The organism is Rhizobium sp. BK399, assembly GCF_014194695.1.
Taxonomy (GTDB): Bacteria; Pseudomonadota; Alphaproteobacteria; order Rhizobiales; family Rhizobiaceae; genus Rhizobium.
In genome coordinates this window covers 1-26,313 of record NZ_JACIAH010000032.1, presented here as the reverse complement: position 1 = coordinate 26,313, position 26,313 = coordinate 1, and the positions used below count along the sequence as shown (strand labels likewise).

General features: G+C 55.5%; 18 protein-coding genes, 1 tRNA gene and 3 pseudogenes. 11 read left to right on the top strand and 11 right to left on the bottom strand.

All coding sequences use genetic code 11. The features are described 5' to 3' along the window. Nucleotides 1-66: 66 nt before the first annotated feature. The 3 genes and pseudogenes from FHT97_RS30070 to FHT97_RS31690 form a co-directional block, all read right to left on the bottom strand. Nucleotides 67-269: pseudogene (locus FHT97_RS30070) on the bottom strand (4-oxalocrotonate tautomerase). 416 nt (nucleotides 270-685) lie between these two features. Next, nucleotides 686-859 (bottom strand): hypothetical protein, encoded by a 174-nt coding sequence (locus FHT97_RS30065; protein WP_183865126.1) that lies wholly within the window; start codon nucleotides 857-859, stop codon nucleotides 686-688. Nucleotides 860-1,000: 141 nt separating this feature from the next. Next, nucleotides 1,001-1,252 (bottom strand): annotated as a pseudogene (locus FHT97_RS31690) (branched-chain amino acid ABC transporter substrate-binding protein); the annotation flags it as partial. A 254-nt stretch (nucleotides 1,253-1,506) separates the two neighbouring features. Between FHT97_RS31690 and FHT97_RS30055 the strand changes: the two are divergent. From FHT97_RS30055 to FHT97_RS30020, 8 genes are all read left to right on the top strand, one after another. Continuing rightward, a complete protein-coding gene (locus FHT97_RS30055) occupies nucleotides 1,507-2,403 on the top strand; it encodes a hypothetical protein (RefSeq protein ID WP_210296833.1) in 897 nt (298 codons plus the stop codon). A gap of 678 nt (nucleotides 2,404-3,081) precedes the next feature. After that, complete coding sequence (locus FHT97_RS30050; protein WP_183865121.1) at nucleotides 3,082-4,812, top strand: AAA family ATPase; 1,731 nt, start codon at nucleotides 3,082-3,084, stop codon at nucleotides 4,810-4,812. Continuing rightward, nucleotides 4,809-6,224, top strand: coding sequence for a UvrD-helicase domain-containing protein (locus FHT97_RS30045; protein WP_183865119.1), 1,416 nt, complete (start codon nucleotides 4,809-4,811; stop codon nucleotides 6,222-6,224). Before FHT97_RS30050 ends, FHT97_RS30045 begins: the two co-directional genes overlap by 4 nt. A 421-nt stretch (nucleotides 6,225-6,645) precedes the next feature. Further along, nucleotides 6,646-8,844 carry a helix-turn-helix transcriptional regulator gene (locus tag FHT97_RS30040; RefSeq protein WP_183865117.1) on the top strand — a complete coding sequence of 733 codons (2,199 nt, stop codon included), beginning with the start codon at nucleotides 6,646-6,648 and terminating at the stop codon, nucleotides 8,842-8,844. A 134-nt stretch (nucleotides 8,845-8,978) separates the two neighbouring features. Continuing rightward, nucleotides 8,979-11,369: a class I SAM-dependent DNA methyltransferase gene (locus tag FHT97_RS30035; RefSeq protein ID WP_183865115.1), complete on the top strand. Its 2,391-nt coding sequence runs from the start codon at nucleotides 8,979-8,981 to the stop codon at nucleotides 11,367-11,369. Then, entirely contained in the window at nucleotides 11,369-12,649 is a 1,281-nt protein-coding gene (locus tag FHT97_RS30030; RefSeq protein WP_183865113.1) for a restriction endonuclease subunit S, read from the top strand. The genes FHT97_RS30035 and FHT97_RS30030 overlap by 1 nt, the downstream gene beginning before the upstream one ends. Nucleotides 12,650-12,658: 9 nt before the next feature. Next, nucleotides 12,659-15,682, top strand: a complete 3,024-nt coding sequence (locus tag FHT97_RS30025) for a type I restriction endonuclease subunit R (RefSeq protein WP_183865111.1) — start codon at nucleotides 12,659-12,661, stop codon at nucleotides 15,680-15,682. Nucleotides 15,683-15,731: 49 nt separating this feature from the next. Next, complete coding sequence (locus FHT97_RS30020) at nucleotides 15,732-17,003, top strand: phospholipase D family protein (RefSeq protein WP_183865109.1); 1,272 nt, start codon at nucleotides 15,732-15,734, stop codon at nucleotides 17,001-17,003. 97 nt (nucleotides 17,004-17,100) lie between these two features. Here FHT97_RS30020 and FHT97_RS30015 read toward each other — a convergent pair whose 3' ends face one another. Then, nucleotides 17,101-17,544 carry a hypothetical protein gene (locus FHT97_RS30015; RefSeq protein WP_183865107.1) on the bottom strand — a complete coding sequence of 148 codons (444 nt, stop codon included), beginning with the start codon at nucleotides 17,542-17,544 and terminating at the stop codon, nucleotides 17,101-17,103. Between the two features lie 106 nt (nucleotides 17,545-17,650). Between FHT97_RS30015 and FHT97_RS31325 the strand changes: the two are divergent. After that, nucleotides 17,651-17,862 (top strand): annotated as a pseudogene (locus FHT97_RS31325) (aminoglycoside phosphotransferase); the annotation flags it as partial. Between the two features lie 51 nt (nucleotides 17,863-17,913). On the opposite strand, the gene FHT97_RS30010 reads toward FHT97_RS31325, so the two are convergent. From FHT97_RS30010 to FHT97_RS29990, 6 genes are all read right to left on the bottom strand, one after another. Then, entirely contained in the window at nucleotides 17,914-18,351 is a 438-nt protein-coding gene (locus FHT97_RS30010) for a hypothetical protein (RefSeq protein WP_183865105.1), read from the bottom strand. A gap of 55 nt (nucleotides 18,352-18,406) precedes the next feature. Next, entirely contained in the window at nucleotides 18,407-18,667 is a 261-nt protein-coding gene (locus FHT97_RS30715) for a hypothetical protein (protein ID WP_210296829.1), read from the bottom strand. A 102-nt stretch (nucleotides 18,668-18,769) separates the two neighbouring features. Beyond that, nucleotides 18,770-19,033 (bottom strand): hypothetical protein, encoded by a 264-nt coding sequence (locus tag FHT97_RS30005; RefSeq protein ID WP_183865103.1) that lies wholly within the window; start codon nucleotides 19,031-19,033, stop codon nucleotides 18,770-18,772. 206 nt (nucleotides 19,034-19,239) lie between these two features. Beyond that, nucleotides 19,240-20,007, bottom strand: a complete 768-nt coding sequence (locus tag FHT97_RS30000; protein WP_183865101.1) for a metallophosphoesterase — start codon at nucleotides 20,005-20,007, stop codon at nucleotides 19,240-19,242. Nucleotides 20,008-20,134: 127 nt separating this feature from the next. Further along, nucleotides 20,135-21,106: a hypothetical protein gene (locus tag FHT97_RS29995; protein WP_183865099.1), complete on the bottom strand. Its 972-nt coding sequence runs from the start codon at nucleotides 21,104-21,106 to the stop codon at nucleotides 20,135-20,137. Next, nucleotides 21,106-23,043 (bottom strand): AAA family ATPase, encoded by a 1,938-nt coding sequence (locus FHT97_RS29990; RefSeq protein ID WP_183865097.1) that lies wholly within the window; start codon nucleotides 23,041-23,043, stop codon nucleotides 21,106-21,108. Before FHT97_RS29990 ends, FHT97_RS29995 begins: the two co-directional genes overlap by 1 nt. A gap of 697 nt (nucleotides 23,044-23,740) precedes the next feature. Between FHT97_RS29990 and FHT97_RS29985 the strand changes: the two genes are divergently transcribed. Further along, complete coding sequence (locus FHT97_RS29985) at nucleotides 23,741-24,022, top strand: helix-turn-helix transcriptional regulator (protein WP_183865095.1); 282 nt, start codon at nucleotides 23,741-23,743, stop codon at nucleotides 24,020-24,022. Between the two features lie 545 nt (nucleotides 24,023-24,567). Then, a complete protein-coding gene (locus FHT97_RS29980) occupies nucleotides 24,568-26,262 on the top strand; it encodes a recombinase family protein (RefSeq protein WP_183865128.1) in 1,695 nt (564 codons plus the stop codon). Here the strand turns inward: FHT97_RS29980 and FHT97_RS29975 are convergent. Next, nucleotides 26,219-26,295 (bottom strand) — tRNA-Met (locus FHT97_RS29975). The genes FHT97_RS29980 and FHT97_RS29975 overlap by 44 nt on opposite strands. Nucleotides 26,296-26,313 lie beyond the last annotated feature (18 nt).

The following is a 26,313-nucleotide window of genomic DNA, read 5'->3' as shown; positions in this document are numbered from 1 at the left end:
CATCTTCTTCCATGATTTGGTGTCCACCTATTTTGGTGGACACTTCATGCCTGAGAGCACTTCGCTTCAGAAGGTGCGCAGAAATTCGCGCTTACTATCGAGGTCCACTTCCTCGATCACCCTGTAGGTCAGCGACGTGTTGAGGACCTCGAGCAGCACCTGGCTGACGCCCGCAATGATGCGGGCCTTCTCTTCCGCCGTAACCGACTGGCGGTCCGGTGCAGTGCCACAGTTCGTTCGCGGGTGACATACACGTTTACAATAGGCATCGTTTCGTACCCGTTGCCCTCAGAAGCCAAGCGCCGACCGGTGCTTCTGATGGCGAAGATCGATTCCGGAGAGATCGACACCTTGAACTCGCCAAGTTGGGCAAACGCATCTTCTTAACGCCTTGACGTTTGCGCGCAGGAATTATGGTCGGATCGTTGCCATTTAAAGATTTGGTTGCGGGGGCCCGCAACCACCGATACCGACACATTATCGAAGTGGTCATTTAAGGGCCATTACCGCCCCCCGCGTCCGCGATATGAAGTCTTGGTAAGAAGAATAACAAATAGATAAATAGGCGCACCCGCAGACACTCGGGTTCGCCTCTCGATGCAGTCAATTTCTTGGAATTGACGCCGGCCGGCGACCATTAGCCGTTGTCACCACGCAGTCGTGACCACCAGAGTATTACATGACCCTAACCGTCGAGGAGCAATTTAGCCGTCGCCAGGCTCTCGGAAACATCCAGCAGACGGCGGTCTGATAAGACGGTCCCGGTCGGTACGCGAGGAGTTGCTGGCGGCTGCTCGATGAGCGGTTCGACCATCAAGCTGACCGTGGCGAGTTCCAGCCTCGCGGGAAATGCACGCATGATTTCGTCCCTTGAAAATGAACTGCGTAGTCAGCCCATCCGATGCGTAGATCATTATGGGACCGGCTTAGCTTACCCGGTCGTAGAGCCTAAGCAGACCCGGCTGACAGGGTCTGCAGAGAGGCGTCCGTACTTCGCCGATTGAGGGAAGTAGCTGTACTTGCCGCCGGGGCCCTTCTTCCATTCGTGCATGATGTAGCCTGGAAGGGTGGGGTCGCCTTTCTCGTCGAACGAGATGTCACCGAGGACCATCTGGAACGCGCCCTCCTCCTCCATGGCCTTAGCAACCCCTTCCGGATCGTTGGAACCGGCAGCCTTGGCAGCGCCTGCGATCGACTGCAGGGCAGCATAGGCGTACATCTTGTAGGCTTCTGGGTTGAAGCCGGCAGCCTTTAACGTCCTCGCTAATTCAGCTTTCATCTTTTCCATTGCCAGCAGATCGCCGAGACTCATTGATACTTCCCAACACTCTGACCTCGCTTCTCCTTGGTAACGGGTTCGCCAAGGCCGCGAGCAGTATCCTGAGGGCGTCCTCGACCCGTGCAAACTGCGAGACATATTGCCGGAGTATCGAGAAGACGCGGAGTAGGCAGACGCTTTAGGTTGAACTAAAGCTCCGCGGGGGCATAAACCTGACAGAGGGAAGAATGCGTAAAGGCAAAACAAGGATCGAGCTACCGGCCGAAATCGCAAACCTTTGCGCGGAGAAAGGGGGGCTAACCGACGCCACATCTAAGAGAGCCAGAATTGGCCGTCTGCCTATAGCCGTGGGAGCTATGAACGCGATAGCAGATACCCTTCCCGACACCTATCACTGGCGGTACAAGACGGCAGAAGCCTTTATGGAAGAAGCTAACGCGCTGGCGCAAAAAAGAGGTGGAGCGCGCGATCTGAACCGTCTTTACTGGCGGGATACGCTCGCAACCATCGAAGCATATACCGTAATGGCAGCCTGGCGCATGGTGGATATCGGCGGAGCGGCTTTCACCCTTCTCGGAGGCGAACATTATATTCCCGCGGGCATACTCGCAAGATCAGCCCTCGAATCCGCCATTCAGTTCGTCCATGATGCACGGACCATATCACACACGCTCGACGAACTCGGGAAACTCGATCTCACGACAACGGGAGTACAAAGTGAGGCGCTGGAGGCATTCCTTCTCCAATCAGTCTACGCGTCCCGGCAGTCTGGCGCGGACGAGATTTACAAGTCGAAAAACATTCTCACCGTGATCGAAAAAATCGCCAAGGTTGCCAAGGACGATCCTATCGCTGCCGAGTACGAAATCCTTTGCGAACTCACCCACCCCAACTTCCTCGGCAGGTCGAACTACCTTGTGGGCGTCGAGGCCGGCGCTAGACCGGGTGACGAAACGAGGCTGATCTCTCATCAGAACGGTCTGAACTCTGACCAAGTGCTTCAGTCGACCCTTTGGTCACTCTCGTGGGCGATCGAAGGGCAAGCGACGTCGATTCATCTCGTTCAGCGCTCGATCCGCGACTTGTTCGTTACGTTTCCTTTTTTGGCGACCAAGGGACCGTAGCGTAGCATGTCCACGCTTCGCCGGGATCAGGTTGGGCGACGAGCCGCCGCGACGGACTGGATGGAAAGGTACGCAGCAGCGGCTGCGGACCACCTGCAGGCAGCTTCCAGGATGACGAATGGCCCGGCGCATATCGAAACCAATTCGCGCCCACCGGACGGAACGAGAAGGTTTTGACGTCGCGTGATTCCGACACGATCCCTGTGTCCAGGGCACCATGTCGTCCAACCTCCTGAAACTGGCGTCATGATCGTTCCTTAATGGCATGCGAGCCGTTCGCTATTGTCCGCGTTCGGAAAGGGAAGTGCGTGCTCGGCAGCCGGCGAGTTCGCAACGGCCCCGGTGTACTGCTGAACTGCAACGATCGAGCCGGCATCGCCGCCCTGAACGCCCGTAACGCTCGGGGGTTCAGGATAAACATGGGTGAGTTCCCGGTGGTTAAGGACCGCCCACAGGGCGCGGCGCTGAAGGCGTTTGCTGAGACGGCGCAGACGGTCTGTGAAGAGTTAGCACGGGCTAGAGGGGGTTGACCTGAGAACTCGTACAGCCGATCCTACTCTTCCCGCAACCCGCCGTTGACGCCGGCGGATGTTTCGTGATCATCGTCGCTTGCTCGCCTGAGTCGCATTACCGATCAGGAGCAAACCATAGCGAAACTTCAGCTACGACCGGTGGACGATGCCGACGATAAGAAAAATAGACATCCGTAATTTTCGAGGCATCAAAAGACTTTCTTGGACACCCGCTCCTGGGTTCAATTGCCTTATCGGTCCAGGTGATTCCGGCAAAACAACGATTTTGGACGCCGTTGACCTATGCCTTGGAGCACGTCGAACAGCTACCTTTACCGATGCCGACTTCCATAACCTGGATATATCGGAACCCATCACAATCACGGTAGTATTGGGCGCGCTTGAAGACGACCTAAAGAAGCTTGACGCGTATGGAGACTTCCTCCGTGGGTACGATTCGGCGCTAGGCGATCTGGAGGAGGAACCTGGTAGCGGCCTGGAGACCGCGCTGTGCCTAAGGCTTACGGTTGCCCAGGACCTCGAGCCAGTTTGGACACTCGAATCTGCGAGGGCCGCCGCCAAGGGATTGGAGCGCGACCTCAAGTGGGCTGATCGCGAACGGTTGTCGCCCATGAGACTGGGAGCGCTCGGCGATACGCATCTCGCATGGCGGCGTGGATCGTTGCTCAACAAGCTGTCCGACGAAAAACCGGACACCTCGGGCGTCTTGTCAGCAGCCGCCCGTGACGCTCGGACAGCGTTCGGCGGCAAGGCAAAGGGCCAGCTGACAGACGCCATCGAAATCGTGAATACGACAGCCAAAAGCCTCGGCATTTCGGTGGGAGCGACTGCCACGGCGATGCTCGACATCCACTCTGTCACGTTTGGCTCCGGAACGATCTCCCTACATGACGACACGGGAATTCCCTTGCGTGGAATGGGCACCGGTTCCAAACGATTACTCACCGCGGGCCTGCACAAGGAAGCTTCCAAGGCAACGTCAATTGCCCTTGTCGATGAAATCGAAATCGGACTCGAACCTCATCGGATCGTCCGCTTCCTGAAATCGTTGGGCTCGAAAGACAAGGTGCCGAGCGTCCAGGTTTTTGCAACATCGCACTCGCCGATAGCTTTGCAGGAGCTTTCCCATGGGCAGGTCCACGTTGTCCGGCATGACAAGGCGCTGGGGCAGACGCATGTGCTTGCTGTTCCCGCCGATGCCCAAGGGGCGCTACGTGCCACCTCAAACGCGTTCCTCGCGAAATCCGTTCTGATTTGCGAAGGCAAGACCGAGATCGGCTTCATTCGAGGAATCGATCTGTTTCGTATCGAGGTCAAGGGCAAGGAATCTGTAGACGCCGCTGGAGTATCGCTGCTTGACTGCGACGGGGGGTCTGAGACGCGGCCGTTCGAGCGCGCGGCGTCTTTCCAATCACTTGGATACCGCGTCGCGATTTTCATCGACAATGACCGGGCGATCCCAGCGGCGGAGGCGAAGCTCTTTACGGATAATGGAGGCGAGCTGTTTCACTGGGCTGCTGGCCAGTCGATCGAGGATGCCATTATTTGCTCGGCCTCAGACGCAACCGTCTTGGCGATACTGGAAGCCGCCGTCAAGTTGAACCCAGATGACGCGTCGTTGATAGACGGGAAGATCAGAACAGCCTCTGGCGGCCAGCTAACCCTTGAGGACGCTAAAACGCTGGCCGACATAGGTTGCCTGACCCTTCAGCAAAAAGGGTGGATCGCCAAAGCTGCAGGCGGCAAGAAGGGCTGGTTCAAGGACATCGGGCGTATGGAATCCCTCGCTCGCGATGTGATCGCGCCTAAATTCAAGGAGTTCGACACGCCGTTTAGGACTGTCGTTCAATCGATTTTGACCTGGGTGGTCAAATGACGGCAGCAATACCTGATCTATTGTCGATCCATCGCGGATGCGTGAGTGCTCCCGCTGGATGTGGCAAGACGCATTTGATTGCGTCTACTCTCGCCCGACACAATGACAACAAGCCTATCCTTGTACTGACCCATACAAACGCAGGTGTCGCGGCCTTAAAAAAGCGGCTCAATGCCCTGCAAATACCAGCGCGAAACTATCGCCTCGCGACCATTGACGGCTGGGCGCTGCACCTGATCTCCACGTTCCCATCCCGAAGCGGACACGACCCCAAGATAACCGAACTGAGGTCTCCTGGGAGCGATTACACCGCTATCAAGACCCACACTCTAGCGCTTTTGAAAGGCGGGCATCTCGATGACGTCTTGAAAGCGACCTACTCGCGCCTGCTCGTCGACGAGTATCAGGATTGCATGAAGCCACAGCACGACATCGTCATGGCCTTGGCTGAACTCCTTCCGACCTGCGTCCTTGGGGATGATCTACAGTGCATATTCGCTTGGTCCGGCCCTAAAGTGGAGTGGACCGAGGTCCTAAATTTTTTCCCTTTGATCGGCGAGCTGGATACCCCCCATCGCTGGAACAACGTCGGCTGTAATGAACTCGGGCAGTGGCTACTCGATATCCGCCCGCTCCTTCGTAAGCGTTCTCCCATTGATCTGACGGCGGCACCTGAACAAGTGGAATGGGTAAAGATATCGGGCCCATCGGACTCCGCTACCTTGTTGAAAGCCGCGCGAACCGCCTCACCCGTAAGGGCCGGCTCGATATTGATTTTGTGCAGTGGAAAGGACAAACGGCGACAGCAGAATGTCGCTCGACACACTCCGGGAGCGGTCGTGGTCGAAAGTGTGGATTTGTCGGATTTCGTCGATTTTGCCGCATCGTTTGCGTTCGACGGTGCGGAGGCCACTGAAGAACTGATCGACTTTGCTGCCACTGTGATGACGGGCGTGGACGCGAGCTCGATGAAAACACGACTGAAATCCCTGGGAAAAGGGACAGCTTGGAAACCCGCAACTGATGCAGAGCAAGCCGCCTTGGATTTCGCAGGCAGTCCTACGCCTTCCAGGGCAAACACGCTACTCGTCGAGATCAACAAACAGCCGGGGGTACGACCGCACCGGCCAGCACTTCTATCTGCGTGCCTCAGAACCCTAAATTCTTGCTCTGACGCCGAGGAATTTCACGAGCTTGCGATCGCGGTCCGCGAGCAACAGAGAGTGATCGGTCGTGAGATAAAAGGACGTGCGGTGGGCAGCACCCTTTTGTTGAAAGGGCTTGAAGCGGACGTGGCTATTCTGTTGGACACCTCTTCGTTCAGTGCGCAGGACCTCTACGTGGCATTGACACGTGGTGCCCGAAAAATCGTCATTTGCTCGGAGACAAACATATTGCAGCCGAAGAAGTGACGAGCTCTAGGGCCGATTTCACTAGACGAGTTCCTCTGAGGACGCGCACCCGATTGCGAGTCAATGAAATTCGAGAAATTCATCGGTACCGTCTTTCGAACCTTATGCTCTATTGGGGTCGTCGTCGCGGCCAACCTCGCTGGCAAGGGCCGTTCCAACAGTTGTGTTCAACCATGGCTCGGCCGGAAGAGGCACAACCAGACCCACTATTTGAGAACGGTTGCTCCTGGGCCCTCTCCCTCAACGCCGAGGGAGGGGAAAATCGGTGGGCACATGGGTGAAGGTCTCTCTTTAGATGGTTCCACCTATTCCTGCGCCGTAGATGTTGCGGTAGCAGGATTCGCCTTCATACAACCGGCCGCTTGACAAGTACGCATCCATTCAGCATATATGCAGCATCAAATCAGCGTTGGAGGATTCCGTGACTGAATACACCCAGATTCATGAGGCAGGAAACGTTATTTCACGCCTGCGCGGAGAACTCGGAATCACCCAGTCAGTCTTGGCGGAAAAATCGGGACTTGATCAGAGCCGAATATCTAGGATCGAGAAGGGAGAAGTGTCTCAGGAGGCCGACATCGAGAAAGTTCTCGATGCCCTGATCGGTTGCGGAAGCGAAGCAGCGGAACAATTCAAGCAATATGCCGGGCGAGAATGGGCCCACATCCAGCCACCTTCATTCTGGAACCCTGAACGGGCTTGCTTGGAGATCACTGAGGAAACCTTGGAGAAGATCACGCTGTTTCTCGGCAATGAAGAACGGCCGTGGCCACTTAGGAGACAGATCGAACGACAGCGCGAATCCTTAACACGTGCTGCAACATTTCTATCAAACCTCAAACACAACATCGCATTCATCGGAGACATGGGCGTCGGCAAGTCGACAGCAATCAGTTTCCTCTTCGATCTCCTTGTTCCGCCATCGATGGCCGAGACGTCGATCAACCGCCCCGTTCTGGAAACCGGCGCTGGTGGTACGACTATTTGCGAAGTTCACATTAAGGCTGGACCTGAATTCGGTCTCGCCCTTCTGCCCATGTCCGACGCAGAACTTCGCGAATTGGTTGGCGACTTCTGCGCTGCAAAGTGGTCGAGCTACATGAAAGAACAGCACGACGGCACCGATGCGGTTAACGTTAGCCGAGAAGCCGAACGCGCCATCCGGAACATGGCCGCACTCACTCGAAAGCGGGAGACGGTGGACGGGAAGATCGCCTATCACGACCCAGTACAGGACCTCGCCAAGTCGTGTGGCTCCGAGGAGGAATTCCGTACCCGGGTTCTGGGGTTGATGAACTTGGACGAACGGTCTCGTCGCGAGCTTTGGTACGATAGCTCAACTCGAAAGCATCCAATGGAATGGGTCACAGAGACTTTCAAGGCCGTCAACAATGGTCGCCTGCGCGATGTGCCGCTTCCGAAGAGTATCGATCTTTTGATACCAAACTTTGGGAAGACGTTTGGGGAAATGGACATTTCGGTTATCGACACGAAAGGCGTCGATGATGTGGCAGTGCGCGAAGACCTTGATCAGCGTTTAAAGGACCCACGGACCACGGTCGTGTTCTGCTCTAGGTTTAATGATGCGCCGGGAACAAGTTCAAGGGTCTTGCTCCAGCACATGCGGCAAACTTTTTCCGAGCGATTTGACACTGGCAAGGTGTCAATCCTTGCCCTGCCTCGTTCAGGTGAAGCTCGAGCAATGAAAGACGACATGGGAGAGCAGGCTCTGACTGATCCAGAAGGCTACGAATTCAAGCGGATTCAGGTTACTTCTGAGCTAACTGCGGAAGACTCGGCTGGTGTTCCCATATTCTTCTTTAATGTTGAGAACGATGGCGCACCAGACCTAAGAGCTGATATCGGTTCCCAGTTACGTCGTATGCGTAAGACAGTAGAGTCTCGACTTTTCGATCTCTGCGCAGCAGCAGATGAGATCATTGAGAACCACGAAGCTCAGGCCATCAACGCCGCAATCGAGGAGGTAGCCAGCAGGCTTAACACCTTTCTTGCAGGCAATCGGCGTCTGGGCGCAAGAGAGCGCCTTGCACATGCCGACGCCTTGAGCACCATTCGTGGAGTAAGATATGCGTCGACACTTTGGGCAGCTACACGTCGAAGCGGAGAGTATGCTGGCCTCAACATTCATCACCTTATCGGTGTCGGCGCGGCGCGCGATGCCAAGCTCAGGAGCGATGTCTGGTTCGGCGCACTTGATGCCTTCCTAAATGCGATGAAGGCCGATGGCGACCTGGCTTTGGCTGCGAAATCAATCGAGCAAATATCCGCAAGTGCGACGGCCTCCAAGAGGGCTTTCTTAGAAGCGGCCCAACGTGGTGGAATCGAGGTCTATCGGGAACCCCTGTCCCAGTCATCAGCGTGGGCGACTTGTGCGGCTGAGTGGGGTGCAGGCCCGGGCTTTAAAGGGCGAGTTGCACAACGGCTCGAGGACTGGTTCACGACGCAGACGGGCTTGAAAAGCACATTGGAAGACATGATCAATAGCCTCTGGGAGAAAACAGTAATTGCTCCCTTGCTTCGCCTAGCTGAAGAGAGCGCCCCCGAAGCCGGCCCAAGTTCGGATAATGTGATCACCTTCCCAGGTAGAGCATCAGCCTAAGCCTCGCCCGCTCACGAACGTAACCCCTATCATGCGGAAACATTCCGCATGATACCTGAGGCAATCCACTGGACTTATTTTAAAGATTTGGCCTGTACTTTGCGCCAGCAACACAAAAAGCTGAACTACACACCATGAACCACGCCACCCATAACAAGCTCGTATCCTTCATCTGGTCAATCGCCGACGACTGCCTTCGCGATGTGTACGTCCGCGGCAAGTATCGTGACGTCATCCTACCGATGGTCGTACTCCGTCGCCTTGACACTCTGCTTGAACCCACCAAGGCGGCGATTCTGGAGGAAGTTCGCTTCCAACGCGAAGAGATGAAATCCACGGAGCTGGACGATGCCCCCCTTACGGCGACATCCGGATATGTGTTTTACAACACCAACAAGTGGACGCTAAAGCAGCTCCATGCGACCGCCACGAACAATCAGCAGATTCTGTTGGCGAACGTTGAGGAGTACCTCGGCGGCTTCAGCGAAAACGTCAAGGAGATCATCGGCCGCTTCAAGCTGCTAGAGCAAATGCGGCACATGGCAAACAAGCAGGTGTTGCTCGACGTACTCGAGAAGTTCATCTCTCCATACATCAATTTGACGCCGCAGAACGTCGAAGACCCCGATGGCAACACCATGCCTGGCCTGTCGAATCTTGGCATGGGCTATGTCTTTGAAGAATTGATCCGGAAGTTCAACGAAGAAAACAACGAGGAAGCTGGAGAGCACTTCACTCCGCGCGAGGTCATCCAGTTGATGACTCACCTCGTCTTCGACCCGATCAGCGGCCAGTTGCCTCCGGTCATGACCATCTACGATCCGGCCTGCGGTAGCGGCGGCATGCTGACCGAAGCCCAGAACTATATCAAGGACCCCGAGGGGCCTATTGCGGCCAAGGGCGACGTGTATCTTTACGGCAAGGAAATCAACGACGAGACCTATGCCATCTGCAAATCCGATATGATGATCAAGGGAAACAACCCCGAGAATATCAAGGTTGGCTCCACCCTGTCGACAGATGAGTTTTCGGGCCATCGCTTCGACTTCATGCTGTCGAATCCGCCCTATGGCAAGAGCTGGAGCAGCGAGCTCAAGTACATCAAGGATGGCAAGGATGTCATCGACCCGCGCTTTCAAGTCGAGCTGACCGACTATTGGGGTAACAAGGAAACCGTCGACGCCACGCCACGCTCCAGCGACGGCCAGCTCCTCTTTCTGATGGAAATGGTGGGCAAAATGAAGCCCATCGCCAACAGCGTCATCGGTTCGCGCATTGCCAGCGTTCACAACGGCTCCAGCTTGTTCACGGGCGATGCTGGAAGCGGTGAATCCAACATCCGCCGCTACATCATCGAAAACGACATGCTGGAAACCATCATCCAGCTGCCCAACAACCTGTTCTACAATACTGGCATCACTACCTACATTTGGCTGGTGACCAACACCAAGCCCGAAGCACGCCGAGGCCGTGTGCAACTGATCGATGCCAACCTGATGTACCGCAAGCTGCGCAAGAACCTCGGCGACAAGAACTGCGAGTTCGCGCCGGAGCATATCGACGACATTATTGCCGCCTACACGGCCTTCCAGCCGGTTGAACGCAAACTTGATGCGAACGGCGATCCGACCGGCATCGCGGTGCAGATTTTCGACAACACCGATTTCGGCTATCACAAGGTCACCATCGAACGGCCCGACCGTCGTCGCGCCCAGTTCAGCGCAGCACGGCTAGAACCTCTGCGCTTCGACAAGTCTCTGCGCGAGCCAATGGAACATCTGTGGGCCGAGCATGGTGACAGGGTGTATGAGCCAGGTTTCCTGAAGTCACAGGTCAAGGCAATCCAAACCTGGTGCGAGGAACGCGAGATCGCGCTCAACGCTAAGCAACGCGCCAAGCTTGTCGACACAGGACTCTGGCAGCGGCAACGCGAGCTGATCGGAGTCGGCCACCAGCTTATGCAGGCTTTGGGCACCGAGGAGACGGCGGACTTCAACTCCTTCCGCGAATACGTCGGCAAAGCGCTGAAGGCCCGTAAAATCCAGCTGGCCGCAGCTGAGAAGAACGCGATTCTTAACGCCGTCAGCTGGTATTCCGATGATGCGGAAAAGGTGATCGACAACGTTAAGCGGTTTACCAAGGTGGAGCTCGAGGATGTGGCAGCACGATTTGGTTGTCATATCGACGAACTTGGCGATTTCGGCCTTTATGTTCAGCGTGACGGCAGCTGGCTCACCTACGAGAGCAGCGCCGATTTGCGCGACAGCGAGGCCGTTCCGCTGAGGGATAGCATCCATCGCTTTTTCAAGAGCGAGGTGAAGCCGCATGTGCCCGAGGCCTGGATCAACCTAGCCACCGTGAAGATCGGCTACGAGATCAGCTTCAACAAGTATTTCTACCGCCACAAGCCGCTGCGCAACCTTGAGGCCGTGACGCGGGACATTCTGGCACTCGAGCAAAGGGCCGATGGGCTGATCGCCGATATCCTTGGGGTGAAGCCTGCCGATCTGTGGGAGGCGGTGTGATGACACTTGCCACCTGGCCAACCTATGACAGCTACAAGGACAGCGGCGTTGAGTGGATCGGAGATGTGCCGGACCAATGGCTCGTTGAGCCTGGCCGCCAGTGTCTCTATGAAAACAAGGACAAGAACACCGGAATGAAGGAAAGCACGGTGCTTTCCCTCAGCTATGGCCGGGTGATTGTGAAGGATGAGGACAAGCTGACCGGGCTGGTGCCAGAGAGCTTTGAGACCTATCAGGTCGTCCAACCTAGTGACATCATCATTCGGGGCACCGACCTTCAGAACGACAAGACCAGCCTCCGCACCGGGCTGGCCAAGGACAAGGGCATCATCACATCGGCCTACATCAATTTGCGCCCCAAGGCCGAAATTGACCCGGTGTTTCTACACTACCTGCTTCATTCCTATGACGTGAAGAAGGTGTTCTACGCGCTTGGGTCCGGTCTGCGCCAGAATCTGTCCTATGACGACTTCAAATACTTGCGCCTGCCGATCCCTTCGCCGACGGAACAGCGCGCCATCGTAGCATTTTTGGATGAGAAATGCGCCAACGTGGACGAGGCCGTGCGGATCGAGGAAGAGCAGATCGCGCTTCTGCGCGAGCGACGGAAAATCCTGATCCACCAGGCTGTCACTCGCGGCCTGGCCCCCAACGCGCCCATGAAGGATAGCGGCATCGACTGGATAGGCCAAATCCCCTCGCATTGGGAACAGCGTCCAAACAAACACATTTTCCATCTCAAGAAGTCTCTCGTGGGTAAGCGGTCTTCCGAATACGAGCTTCTGTCACTTACCCTTCGTGGGATCATCAAGCGTGACATGGAGAACCCCGAGGGCAAATTCCCGGCAGAGTTTGACACCTACCAAGAGGTCGAACCTAACGATTTCGTATTCTGCCATTTCGACGTCGAGGAAACGCCTCGGACCGTCGGGCTTTCGGAATTCTCCGGCATGATAACCGGCGCTTACACTGTTTATTCCGTGACGGACGGCATCGACCCGCGTTTCCTATTGCATTTCTACATCTGCGCGGACACGGACAAGAAAATGCGCAGCCTCTATAAGGGCCTGCGCAACACCATCCCGAAGGAAGCGTTTGGCGCATTCAAGACACCGCTGCCGCCGATTGACGAACAGCGCGAAATCGTGGCTCACATCGACGAAGCAACCCGAAAAATCGAAGACGCAATCTCCATCAAGGAAGAGCAAATCGCCGTGCTCAAGGAATACAGGACCAGCCTGATTGACGCGACGGTCACTGGCAAAATCAAGGTAGAGTAAGGGGGAATTATGGTCAGCAACACCAAGGAAGCGGCTCTGGAACAGGCGATCCAGCGGCATCTGACAGGCACGACTACAGAGGACCTGACCAACCAACCTCCACCGGCCGAACAGGGCTACTTCCGGTTCGGCCAACCTTCTGATTTCAACGCTCAATATGCGATCGACACAAAACTCTTCTGGGAGTTTCTGGAGACCACACAAGGCAAAGAGCTGGCAAAACTGAAAGACCGCAGCCCCGTCGATTGGCAACGCAAGATACTCGAACGCTTTGACCGGCTAGTAAAGAAGAATGGGCTTCTTCATCTGTTGAAGAAAGGGCTTGCCGTCGATGACGCAGCCTTCACGCTCATGTATGCGGCCCCCCTCGCCAGCTCGGCGGCGAAGGTCCATGAAAACTTCGCCGCCAATATCTTCAGTGTTACCCGACAGGTGCGCTATTCGGAAACTAATCCAGGCGAAGAGATCGACATGGTCCTTTTCGTCAACGGACTGGCACTGATTACTGTAGAGCTGAAGAATGCGTGGACCGGTCAGACCGCTCGCTACCATGGGCAGAAGCAGTATCGCGAGGGCCGTGATGCTACCCAAACCCTTCTTCAGTTTGGCCGTGCATTAGTACACATGACCGTGGACACCGACGAGGTCTTCATGACGACGAAGCTTGCCGGGCCGGCCACCTTCTTCCTGCCCTTCAACAAGGGTCACAATGAAGGCGAGGGCAATCCACCCAACCCCAACGGCCACAAGACCGCCTATCTGTGGGAAGAAGTGTTCGCCAAGGAAAGTTTGGCCGGCATCATCCAGCACTTCGTGCTGCTGGAAGGAAAATCGACAGACCCCCTGGCCAAAAAGTCGATGATCTTCCCACGTTACCACCAGTTGGACGTCGTGCGCCGGCTGTTGTCACACGCTGCCACGAACGGCGTCGGACAAAGTTATCTGATCCAGCATTCGGCGGGTTCCGGAAAGTCGAATTCGATCACCTGGGCGGCGTATCAGCTAATAGATACCTATCCGGCATCTGCCAGCGTGGCGGGCGGAAAAGCATTGGACCAACCGCTGTTCGACAGCGTCATAGTTGTCACTGATCGACGTCTTCTGGACAAGCAACTGCGTGACAACATTAACGACTTCTCCGAAGTCAAGAACATCGTCGCACCAGCCATGCGTTCCGCCGACCTGAAATCGGCGCTGGAGAACGGCAAGAAGATCATCATCACGACGATCCAGAAATTTCCCTTTATCATTGAGGGAATCGCCGACCTCAGCGACAAGCGCTTCGCAGTGATCATTGATGAAGCGCATAGCGGGCAAAGTGGCAGCGCGCATGACAACATGAACCGTGCAATGGGCGCAGGCGATGCAGACCCGGACGAAGAAGACCTGCAAGATCGAATCCTGGCGGCGATGCAGTCACGCAAGATGCGCGGGAATGCCTCCTATTTTGCGTTCACGGCGACGCCGAAGAACACAACGCTCGAAAAATTTGGTGAGCTTCAGCCCGACGGAAGCTTCAAGCCGTTCCACGGCTACAGCATGAAGCAGGCGATCGAGGAAGGCTTCATTCTGAACGTCTTGGCAAATTACACGACCTACAAGAGCTATTATGAAATCCAGAAGTCGATAGTGGACAATCCACTGTTCGACACCAAGAAGGCTCAGAAAAAACTCCGGGCTCACGTGGAGCGCAGCCAACAAACGATCAACACAAAGGCTGAGATCATGCTCGACCATTTCATCGAGCAGGTTGTGACGCCGAAGAAGCTTCACGGCAAGGCCAAGGGTATGGTCGTCACTCAGAACATCGAGGCGGCGATTCGCTACTACAAGGCGCTGACAAAGCTATTGGCGGGACGGGGTTATCCGCTCAAGGCCTTGATCGCGTTTTCCGGTGAGAAGGAGGTCGACGGTGTGACCTACACCGAGGCCGATATGAATGGTTTCCCGGAGTCGGATACTAGGCACAAATTCGACGAGGATGAATATCGGTTGCTAGTGGTCGCAAACAAATACCTGACCGGTTTCGACCAGCCGAAGCTGACCACCATGTATGTCGACAAGAAGCTGCAACATGTTCTGGCTGTGCAGGCACTGTCACGGTTGAATCGCTCCGCGCCGAAACTCGGCAAGCGCACTGAAGACTTGTTTATCCTCGACTTTTTCAATGACGTGGCTGATATCAAATCCGCCTTCGATCCATTTTACACCGTCACCACACTGTCGTCGGCGACGGATGTGAATGTGCTGCATGAGATCAAGGATGCGCTCGACGCCGTCGGCGTCTATGAGTGGCAAGAGGTAGAGGATTTTGTCGCCCGGTACTTTGCCGGCGACGATGCGCAGTCGCTGAGCCCAATCATTGATACAGCGGCTGATAGGTTCAATCATCAACTGACCTTGGCCGACAATGACAAAATCGACTTCAAGATCAAGGCGCGCCAGTTCGTGAAGATTTACGGCCAGATGGCGTCAATCATGCCATTCGAGGTTGTTGAGTGGGAAAAGCTCTTTTGGCTGCTGAAGTTTCTGATCCCGAAGTTGCACATCACTGACCCGGACCAGGACATGCTCGATGAGCTGCTGGAGGCCGTGGACCTGTCGTCTTACGGACTTGAGAGAACTCGATTGAACCAAGATATCGAGCTTGACGCAACGCCGACGGAGCTTGACCCGCAAGACCCTAATCCCCGCGGTTACCGGGATGGTGAACAGGAGCGGGACCCGCTCGACGACATCATTCACACCTTCAATGAGCGATGGTTCCAGGGATGGGGCGCGACACCGGAAGAGCAACGGGTGAAATTCATCAATGTCGTGAACGGCATCAGAGCGCACCCCGATTTCACCCAGAAATACGAGGAGAACACCGACCCCTACAATCGTGGACTCGCGCTCGAGAAGATGATGCAAGACGTGATGCTTAAACGCCGAAAGGAAGAACTTGAGCTGTATAAGCTTTTCGCTTCTGATCCGGCGTTCAAAGCCGCCTGGAGCCAAAGCATCGAAACGGTCCTAAGGACCGGCGTGTAACGGTTGATGAACTAAGCCGAAACGCAAACGCAATTGGAGCGGGCGAAGAATGTCAGTAACGACAACCGTGTTATTTCAACGGCCGCAGCAGGAGATTGCGACGCTGATCCGCGATCGACTTTCCCGATCCGTCGCCACACGTATTGTAACGGGTTTTGCCACGCCAGGCGGACTGGCTGAGATTGGTGGTCCGATACTCGCGAACCCCGGCAGCCTTGAAACCTTCGTGATCGGCGCGTCCACATATCCTGGATTTCTAGCGCTCGACAATCTTTTGGCCGCGGGTGTGCCTATGGATCGGTTGCACGTCCATCTAGGCTTCAGTGCGCCTTCTGGCACGCCCAAGAATCCGGTGGTGCGCTATCATCCGATGTTGCACAGCAAGGTCTATTACATGGGGTTGCCCGGCTCACGCGCATGCGCATTCATCGGGTCGCACAACGTGACAGCGTTCGCCTTGGGCGGCAGCAATGGAGAGGCTGCAGTCCTTATTGAAGGTGATGTGCACGCGCCCGAATTCGCTGCTGTCCGAGGCCATATTGATGAAGCGGAGAGACAGGCAACGCCCTATTCACCCACCATGAAGGAAGGATTTTCGTGGTGGTTCAAGGAATATGTGGAGGGCCTCAAGGCCGAGATACGCATGCCGACCGATTGGGCGATCGTTCGCACGATTCTCGCGTTCTCACATATTCAGGGTGGGCGCTTGCCAAAGACCGGCGACACAATCTACTTCGAAATCCCTGCCGGGATCGAGGAAATTGAATCACTCAAGACAGAAGTTCATTTGTTCCTTTACGACACCATGCCTGCCGATCCGATAAGCGCAATCAATGCCATCAGCAGCGCAAGCAGACGCTACACGTGTCAGACCATTGGGGTTGAAAACGGGCAAGGCAACCGAGAAGTATCAGTGGACTGGATCATTGATGGCAGTTGGGCTCTCACTCCGGTGCCTTCCACAACATTCCGCCCGTCTACACCTGCTGGCATGCAGCAGGTGCGAGCCCAGGTGGTCGATACGTCGCTGCCATCCTACGAGTATGCATTTGAGCGAGAGCGGACAGGCTGGGACCCAGTATATTCTGAAGTCGACATTATAGACGTCTCGGATTCATCTCTTTCGGATGACGTCGCCAGGCGGGAAGCGCGAGGGGATCGCAAGATTAACACATGGAGGCTTGTCACGTCGCTTGAACCACGGTCTGGTTCGCAATTGGAAGCCGATCAGACGGCCCTCGACCGCGCCATTCCTGAGTCTGGAGCATTCATTCTGGTTTCCTTGCGCAGACGCCGCTTCAGTGGCAAGCAAGGGGGCTAGCCAATAGGAACAATAAGGACGCTAACGCATAAGTATGTCGGTTTGGCATGCGGGGCGCGCAGCATTTTTTTGGCGAAGCATCCGCCGTCGCGATCAATCAAAGCTGAAAACTCGCTCCCCAGTTCTCTAGCGGCCAATGATTATCTGTCCCAGGCCCAATGCGGAAATGAAAGTCTTTGAGCAATTTTTCTCTGAAAAGCCAGCAGGTGTCGGTGAACTGCTGCCGCGTGACTTCGAAGCTGACATTCACAGACGGAATTTCATCGGATTTGAACATAAGGCCGGCTTCGACTCTTTCAGGTGTCAACGGCGTTCGCACCCAGAAGGAGACTACTGCTGGCCAGTGGAATTTGCTGATCGGCGAAATGACCACCGCTCCGACGAGCAAGTAAGTAAACTCTACGACCATGATGGGCGGCCCTGGCTGTATATGCTGCCCGATGTTGCCAGAGGGTGGACCAGCGAACTCCCCATGCCAGTCACCGGCCTCAATTTCCGGCAAGGCAACTGCGGGGCGCAGCTTCTGTTTCTCTCGCGGCATGTTACCTCTTCGCCTCTTCGCGCGACCGCGCCAGATGACCCGACCACACCCACAACCAGTAGTGTGGTCGATGAGCTTGGTGGGCGCGACCTGGGCGGCCAGCCCTGCGTCGACCGATGCAGTCCTTCACGCCGAAGCTGGAACGAGGATCAACCTTGCCGCGATGCCGGCGGAGGGCGTTGTTCGATGTCGAGCAGCGTGGGCGCGGCTCGACGGACGCCAATTGTCCACAGCAACCCCAACAGTGCTGCAAACGTTCGCATGACAGCTCATCGGGTCGCGTTGATCGACTGGGAAGAGTCACATGTCGAAGTTCCCTCGTCCCGGCGTCGGAGCCAATTCAACGCTATAGCCCGGGCGATCCCGCTCTCACCTGCGGTAAATCGTGACCGTCGAGTTCCTCGAACAGTCAGCACTGGAGTAGTTCACCGCTTCCTTACCGTTTACTTCGACCTGGGGATACAGGTCGGGATAAACATGCGCGAATCTTAGTGCGTCTCTGCACTCACCCTTGTTCAGGCCGTCGAAGACAATCTTATAGTTAGCCACGTCTTTGGTGGGCAACAAAAGCGCCCTTGCATTATGCTTGACCAAGAATGCGTTGCCTTTCAGCTGGGGGGTGATTGCGGCGGCCACAGACTCGCCATCCGAATAGCTCATTGCGGCCGGATCAGCCAAGCTGGTGAAGTACGCGATTGATGACATAACCTCCGTCAGGGTCTCCGGAGTTTTAAGCTGGGCATATGATGGCTGGCAGAGACCTGCGGCGAAGGCTATCGAGGCAAAGGCATAGAGTTTGTAATTCATGGTTCTTTTCCAATTTTAGGCTGCCCTCGTCTACACGGCACAACTAAAATCGATCCTAACTCATTCTGTCGAATTCGATCGACTGCGCTCCGTCAATTGCCAACGCATAGCGACTGAAGCGCTTCCGACAGTTGAGTCCCAATACTGCAGGAACGCAGATGTCGATAGCCGCCTCCGAGCCGACGGCGAAGCGGCGGCATCCCTCGTTGTCCCGAAAAGCGCGGATGCCATTCAACGAAACCTCGATCCGCGCCTCTTCGGTGCGATGTCCGTTCTGCTGAATCTGACGGGGACCGCCCTTCGCGGCAACAATCAAGTTCGGGTTTCCTACACGTATCAGACCGACAAGGGCAGCAATGCCAAGGACGCGCGGACGGAGAAACAGTCTACGTTTATGGCCGAACGCTGATATCGCGCATCAAGGCGCTGGACGGCTGTTGAGGAAACGCTGGGCTTCACTTGAGGACATCCCCATAAGCCCCCAGCGGAGGTTGAGCGCGATTAACTTGTAATCGCCTGCGCGACCAGCAGATTCTCGAATCATTTCAGATTCCCGGTAACCGCCGCGCATGGTCTCATTCAGCGTTCGGTGCTTGACCCCGCTGGCGCTGAATTCTCTGAACTTTGCCTCGGCCATCTCCAGCCGGAGCCTCATGCTTCCACGATCTTCGTCCTGATTCATGAGTGCAGCTTCCCGCTAACCGGCGCGCACACTCTACCTAGCGTTGCGAATTTCTACCGCTTTAACCTTCTTACTAGCCCGCGCCAGAGTCCGACGATGTGTTTGCTTTATGGCGTGCAGGCACCGAGTGAGACCTAGTAGGATCAGCCATGTCGACAACCTGACATCCTCCAGTCGCCTCCATCGGCCCCTCTGCTGCGCTACCGCTAGATTTCAATTACCAAGTCCGGGTCGAAGCCTGTTGCCTCCCCCGGATAGCCACGTGGATTGCAGATGATTCTGGTGAACCCGAGCATGTAGTCCAGTTTTTGATGCACATGCCCGTGAACCCAAAGATCGGGCTCTGCCTCCCTGATGAAATCATCGCAGTCCGAGGCGTAGCAGGGCGCTAGTGGGTCATCTCGGAACCATCGAGAAATAGACCTCGATGAGGGCGCATGATGGGTGACCACAACCTTTTTCCTGACGTCGGCCCGACCCAGGCTCTCCGTCAGGAACTTCATGGAAGCGCCGTGTCTCCGGAATGCATGGATGGGTTTGAATTTTCTGAATGGCTGTTTGGCGAGGTTGATCCGCTTGTAGTCGTTCATTCCCTGTTGGGCCGACCACATAGACGTTTCGGGATTGCTATCGAATAGCCGGAAGTCGGTCCAAAGGGTCGCGCCGGCGAAAAGAACGTCTTCAATCACTACGTCGCGGTCGTCGAGGAAGTGGATGCTCGGATAGTGATCGCGCAACGCGTTCGCCGCGGCTATGCTGTCCGACAGGAAAGCGCGGTAGAACTCGTGGTTGCCCGCGACGAAGACCACCGGCACTTCCGGACTAAAGCTCTTCGCAAGCCACTCAATGCTGGGCACAACGCCTTTGTCGAGGACGTCGCCCGCGCATACAATGACGTCGATGTCATCTGGCGGGGCCGCAGTGAACGGTCTGCCGAACTCGAGATGGATGTCTGAGAAAACCCAGATTTTCATCGAAATAGCACGGGCTGAGCAGCGGGCAACGGATAGACCGTGTTTACGGATATTGAGGTCATCGATGTCTCCAGGAGTGGCGGTGGGTTATGCCGACAGCGCGCGATCTAGGCGCACCTCACCAACTTTATCCATTCAGAAATGGTGCCTGCGGCAGATATCGGGCCGCAAACTGTCGACGCATGTTGATCGACAGCGCATCATATTCGATCAGGAGCGTCCTCACCGACTCCTCGACGGAAAGCCATCCGCAGTCCAGACGCCATCGACGATGGAAAACCCGATCAAGACTGTGACTGCTCCAAAACCTGAGAGACTTGAGCGCGTCTTCTCGGGTCTTGGTTTTCGGCGCGATCTGGAGCCACTCCACGATACTCTCTTCGGTTATCACCGCAGTCTTCTCGATCTTCTCCGCAATATCGTCAGGGACGGTTGCTAGAGCCGCATCCAGAGCCCGGATGAAACGGCGGTCTTTCGTGAAATCAAGGCCCCACTCTGATGGATTGTCACGCCAGAATATTGTTTCGGCGCGCTCCGTCCATCGAGCACCAAGAATAAGGTCGAGGCTTTCGAACACGCGGAACGCCTCCGGGGCTAGATACGCAGGGCCGCTGCCATGATCCGCCCGAATATTCGGACGTCGAAGTCCCGTTGGACTAGGTCGGTCGCGCGCTCCTGTGAAATGTCGATACTCGAGCAAGCTTACTTGCGCTGCCAAGCAGACGATCACTGTCGCGACATCGTCCAATCGGGGAAGGATGCTAGGCAGTGCAGGCTCTGGATTAACTTTTATGCCACCGCTGCCATCAAGAACTGCTTGGCCGAGCGCGACTAATGCCTGACAAGCAGATTGAAGAGCGTCGATATAGAGATGGTCCCAGTGATTGGCAGCCAAGTCCGGTAGGGCCGCCCACAGGAATTCGACCACGGGATCGAACCACTTGGGAGGCGATGGGAGTTGAGTCCCGCCGCGATCAGAAACCTTTATTCGCCTACCCAATGGTTCAAATCCGGCATCATCGAGCATCTCGCCGAGCGAACCCGCATATGGCTTATTCGACGCCGCCCGCCGGCCAGTAGATGTTGTTCGTTTCGCCATCACGTACTGGTCCTGATCTGTGTCTTAGCAAGGCTGACAACCGAGCGCCTGTTGCTCTGCAACACCTGGACAACTTCCTGTCCGGTCATGGTCGGATTTGCCTGCAGTCTATCGACGAGCGCATCCAGCGCGGGACGCTGCCTTTGAATGATGGATCGCGCCCTCGCGAGTTCGTTTTCCAGCAACACGTGGACCTGTTCTCGAAGTTCCGGATTGTACAAGCGCATCCGCGCGAACTCTCGTGGATCAGGAGCTTCTACCGCCAGCGTGCGGCCCATGCCTTGTGTACCCTCTATCATCGTCGCCAGATCGGTCGCCCTATTCAGATCGGCCTCACTTGAACCCGATGCCCCGTCCGCGAAGCTTCCGAAGACTTCCAACTCAGCTGCGATACCCCCGAGGAAGATAGCTATGGTGTCGAGGTAGGTGGTCTTGGTCCTGGCTCGCACCAGTGAAGGTTTTGAATCGACGCTGCCAAGCACCCGGCTCTCGCCGCTGACCCGCCACTTGGAGATCGCGATGCCTGAGATTTCATGGCCAATTTCATAGCTGACCAAGGCATGGCCGGCCTCATGGACCGCGATCACCCTGAGGTATTCTTCAGGAAGCTTCTCAATGGCTGGCAGCTGATCGATAATGTGGACGGCTGCGAGGTCATCAGCTCGCCGACGGGCCGTCCGCTTTGCATCCCTGACAAGCCTCTCGATCTCCGCCCCAGAAAACCCTTCGCTGCCGATTTCGAATATTTCCGCGTCGGAGGCGGACAGCTCGATTCCCGAGTGGAACTTTAGAATGCCGCGACGCGAAGGGCCGTCGGGAAGCGTTAGCTCCAGATGCCGGTCAAGCCTTCCCGCTCGCAGAAGGGCGGCATCGACGAGCCGAGGGTGATTACACGCAGCAACAACGACCACACCCTCTCGACGTTCGAACCCATCAAGCTGCTCAAGTGCACCAGTAATCACACCGTTGTGATAGCCGGAGTTCCGGTCAGAGTTCGTGCGTTTTCCTAAGGCGTCGAATTCATCGATGAACAAGACCGAGGGCGCGTTGTCGCGCGCCTGCTTGAAGGAAGCGCGCATGGCTTTAAGGTGCGCATCAAGAGCGCCGGCTTCCTGCCATTTAGAAACCGAGCCGTAGATGATTGGTACTTTGCAGGAGTTGGCGAGAGCAGTTGCAAAAAGGGTTTTCCCAATCCCGGGAGGCCCGGAAAGCAAGACGCCAGCGTCGATGTCGTTCCAATTGATAAGACCGTCCTTGTAATCTGCGAGGTCTTTCGCAAGATTGTGTCCCCACTCCACCGCAGGACCAAGGCCATGCATGTCATCAAGGGTGGGGCTCTCATCGTTGAAGGCCCTAGCGCGCTCGACCTCCTTGAGCCTTGCAGTTTCGCGTCGAAGACGTTCCAGAGCTTGAAGTGGACCACGCCGGTCCTGGAAGGCAGAGTGAAGCCGTGGCCAAGGTGCGGAAATTAGAAGCTCAACCAGCTTGTCGTCGACGGGAAGTCCAGCCCGCCGCAGTGCAGCCTCTGCGTACTCTGGAGAACGAGGCTCGATTTCGACCACGGTATCCGAAAACAGCCGCTCGTCGTCGGTAAGCCTGTATCCAGGCGGCGATAGAAAGATGCCTCGCCCGTTTTTCTCAGCAAGGGACTGGTCACGGAATGGCGAATTCGACCACTCGAAGATGTAGGTCTCCCAGTCAGAGGACTTCCAAATCTCCCTCGCGAACACCTGGGCTGCTTGCGAGTAGACCGGTTGGTAGTAGTCGTCTTTGAAGACCAGCGTCGCTATGAATTTCCGCTCTATTCCATTCCAAGGCCGCAATGCGGCTGCGACAGCGCAGTAGGCCATATACACGGGGACGGTAACGTAGCGCCAATCTCGCGCGCTTGTATTCCAAGGCACGCGTGATCGCTTGCCTGACGCATGGTTCGGCATTTAAGTATCCTGAAATTGATCTCGAGACATCAAGCCCAAGTGGCGCAAACCAGGTTGCGAGCAGGCTATCGTAAATGGGTACTGAGGAGTGAGAGTCGGCCCCTATGACAAGACGCCGGCCTCATTCATGGCCCCCCGAAGCGGACACGGGATCATCTGCGACTACCACCTAAAACAGCGCACCCAGGTGGTGGGGCCACGAGAAAGGCGAAACGTTGAAGTCTTCAAAAAGCAAGCAACTCCTCTATTGCACCTCCGCCGTAGACGCAACCGCCCGTTTGACGTTGGGCTTTCGTCAAAAAATGAAAGACGTCATCCATGGGCCCTATCCAAGGAAGCCTCACCCTAAGTCCCAGTAAAACCCTCGCGTGCTTGTCTTGGTGGAAACGTCCGAGACGAACCGGTGACCAGCAACGGCTGCCACGTTTGCGGGGCCGTTGTAACGCCGATGACCTCCCGGCACTGCCGCACTTCCGGCTCCTTTCACGGACCCAGGCACAAGTATCGGGGAAACCTTGCATAGCAGGCTTGCACGCGCAGTCGCCTATTTTTTGTCAAACGAATCACCATCTGCAAAACTCCGTCCTAATACTCGTCGATGTCTTTCAATACATTATATATGACGTTTTTCAAGTTCTTTTTAACGTATTTTACGTCTTATTTGACTCGTCCCACTTGAACCGGTTCCTGCAAGGGCATGACCACATTGCTGACTGGTGATTTGATAAGGGCTGCACGTGCACTCATTGGCCTGAGTCAGGTCGAGCTCGCAAAAAAGGCGGGCATCACACAGAAGGCACTAGGCGAGTTTGAACTCGGCAAAAGACTGATAACATCAAAAGCGAATGAGAAGCTCCGTCGAGTTTTTGACGAACTCAACGTTCAGTTTATCGCAGCAAATGTCGAAGCGAACCATCTCGAAGGAACCGGCGTGCGCTGGAAGCCTCAGCACCCTAATTCTGGAATTAAGACCATCTAAAATAGAGGTACTTGCAGGCGAGTAGGACCACATGATGGCCTCAACTCCTTCTCGACGAACCCCTGCGGGAATTTGCCCGCTTACGATACGTATCCCGCTGGCGTCAAGTATTGCCACCGCGACAACGCATTAGTGGGGTCCAAATGATCCCCGTTCCCAACGAAAGCTTTCAAATTATATAAAGACCTCGAATTGGAATATTAATTCATGACGTCACGGCAAAATCGACGTTTTCAAACTTTTTTTCTGCAATTGCGATAGTATCTATTATTTTTTTCTAATATTGTGTACAACTCTCTCTAAGGCGTCGATTGGGAGAGTGTGATGACGGGAGTTAGGAACGGCTCAAGTGCAACCGGCGAAGGTAAACTTAATCCGGTCACGGTTGTTGGACGCGCCGACGAGAAGGTTGGCCGTCACGAGCGCTTGCGACGCGAAAGTTCTCGCCTCCCAATCCTCAGTCTCGCCCGCCTTATCGGCCGCCAGATTGCAAGAGAAGCGAACCGAGACGTACCCGACAGGGACGTAGGGAAGGATGAAACATCATGACAAAGGTAGTGTATTACGCGCGCTTTTCGACTGAACTACAGAGCAGAGCGTCTATCGAGGATCAATTTCGGACCTGTCGCCAAAAAGGGAAACTTGAAGGCTGGAAGGAAGTTGGCACATATCACGACGAAGCAATATCCGGATATAGCATTATCCTACGCCCAGGTATTCGGCAGTTGTTAGAGGATGCTCAACAAGGCAAATTTGACATGGTGGTCACGGAAGCTTTGGATCGCCTTTCTCGCGACCAAGCGGACGCCGCTATGCTATTCAAGCTCTTAAAGTTCGCCGGGGTACGAATTCATACCTTGGCGGAAGGCGATATTTCAGAGCTCCACATCGGTTTCAAGGGCACAATGAACGCGATTTTCCTGAGTGACCTCACCGCCAAGGTCCGACGGGGCATGGCGGGTCTTATCCTAAACGCAAAGTCGGGCGGCGGGCTTTGCTACGGCTACGATGTAGTGCGGAAGTACGACGAACAAGGGCAACCCATTAGAGGTGAACGCGCGATCAACCAACGAGAAGCGGAGGTTGTATGTCAGATATTCTGCGATTTTGCGGCCGGCGTCAGCCCCTTCGCGATCGCTAGGCGCTTGAACGAGCAAGGCGTTCCTCCCCCAAGGGGGAAGCTTTGGACTGACGGCACTATACGCGGCCATATACTCCGCGGCACGGGCATCATAAATAACGAGTTGTATATTGGACGTCTGATTTGGAACCGGCAGCGCTATGTGAAAGACCCGTCAACGGGCAAGCGGGTTTCACGCCGCAATTCAGAGACCGAATGGATCATTACGCAAGTGCCGGCACTTCGGATCATAGACGATGAGCTTTGGCAGGCAGCGAAAAACCGACAGAGAATAGTCCTTGAACAGTACTCTGCAGCTGTTGAGGGTGTTCGCAAATACCACCGAAACCACCTCAACGGGAAAAGGCGACCTAAATATCTACTGTCGGGTTTGGTCTTCTGCGGCTGCTGCGGCGGTCACTTTTCACTCCGCGGCGCAAACCGTTTCGCGTGTTCAACTCGTGTAAACGGCGGTTCCTGTTCTAACCATCGCACCATTCTGCGTGACGCACTCGAACGCCGCGTCCTTACCGGTTTAAAAGACCAAATGTTGGAGCCAGAAGCCACTGCCGAAGCACTGCGCGCGTTTGCAGAGGAGACCAATCGCTTCAACCAGGAGCGCCGATCAAAGGCAAGGGAATGGCAACTGGAGCTGACGAAAATCGAGAAACAGATGGAAAATATCCTCGTTGCCATCACCGACGGGATGTACCAACCCTCGCTGAAAGAAAGAATGACCTCGCTAGAGTACAGAAAAAAGGAACTGTCCGACCATCTCTCAGCAGTGCCTTATGACGCGCCCAAAGTCCTATCACAGGCATCCGAAGCCTATGCCCGAAAAGTATCACGGTTGACCGAGGCCCTCAATCAACCCGAGGAGCGGGCGGCCGCTACTGAGGTACTTCGGTCACTAATTGAAAAGATTGTGATCACGCCTGGGTTAGGACGCGGCGATGTCGGTGTAAAACTCTATGGGGAGTTAGGAACGATCCTAGACTGGTCAAACCGACAAGCCATTGAATCCTCGTCAAAAAAAGACAGTCAATGTGCCTTGGGCGACCGATTGTCGGCATCAGTGGTTGCGGGGGCAGGATTTGAACCTGCGGCCTTCAGGTTATGAGCCTGACGAGCTACCGGGCTGCTCCACCCCGCGTCCTCAAGGTGAGGCTCC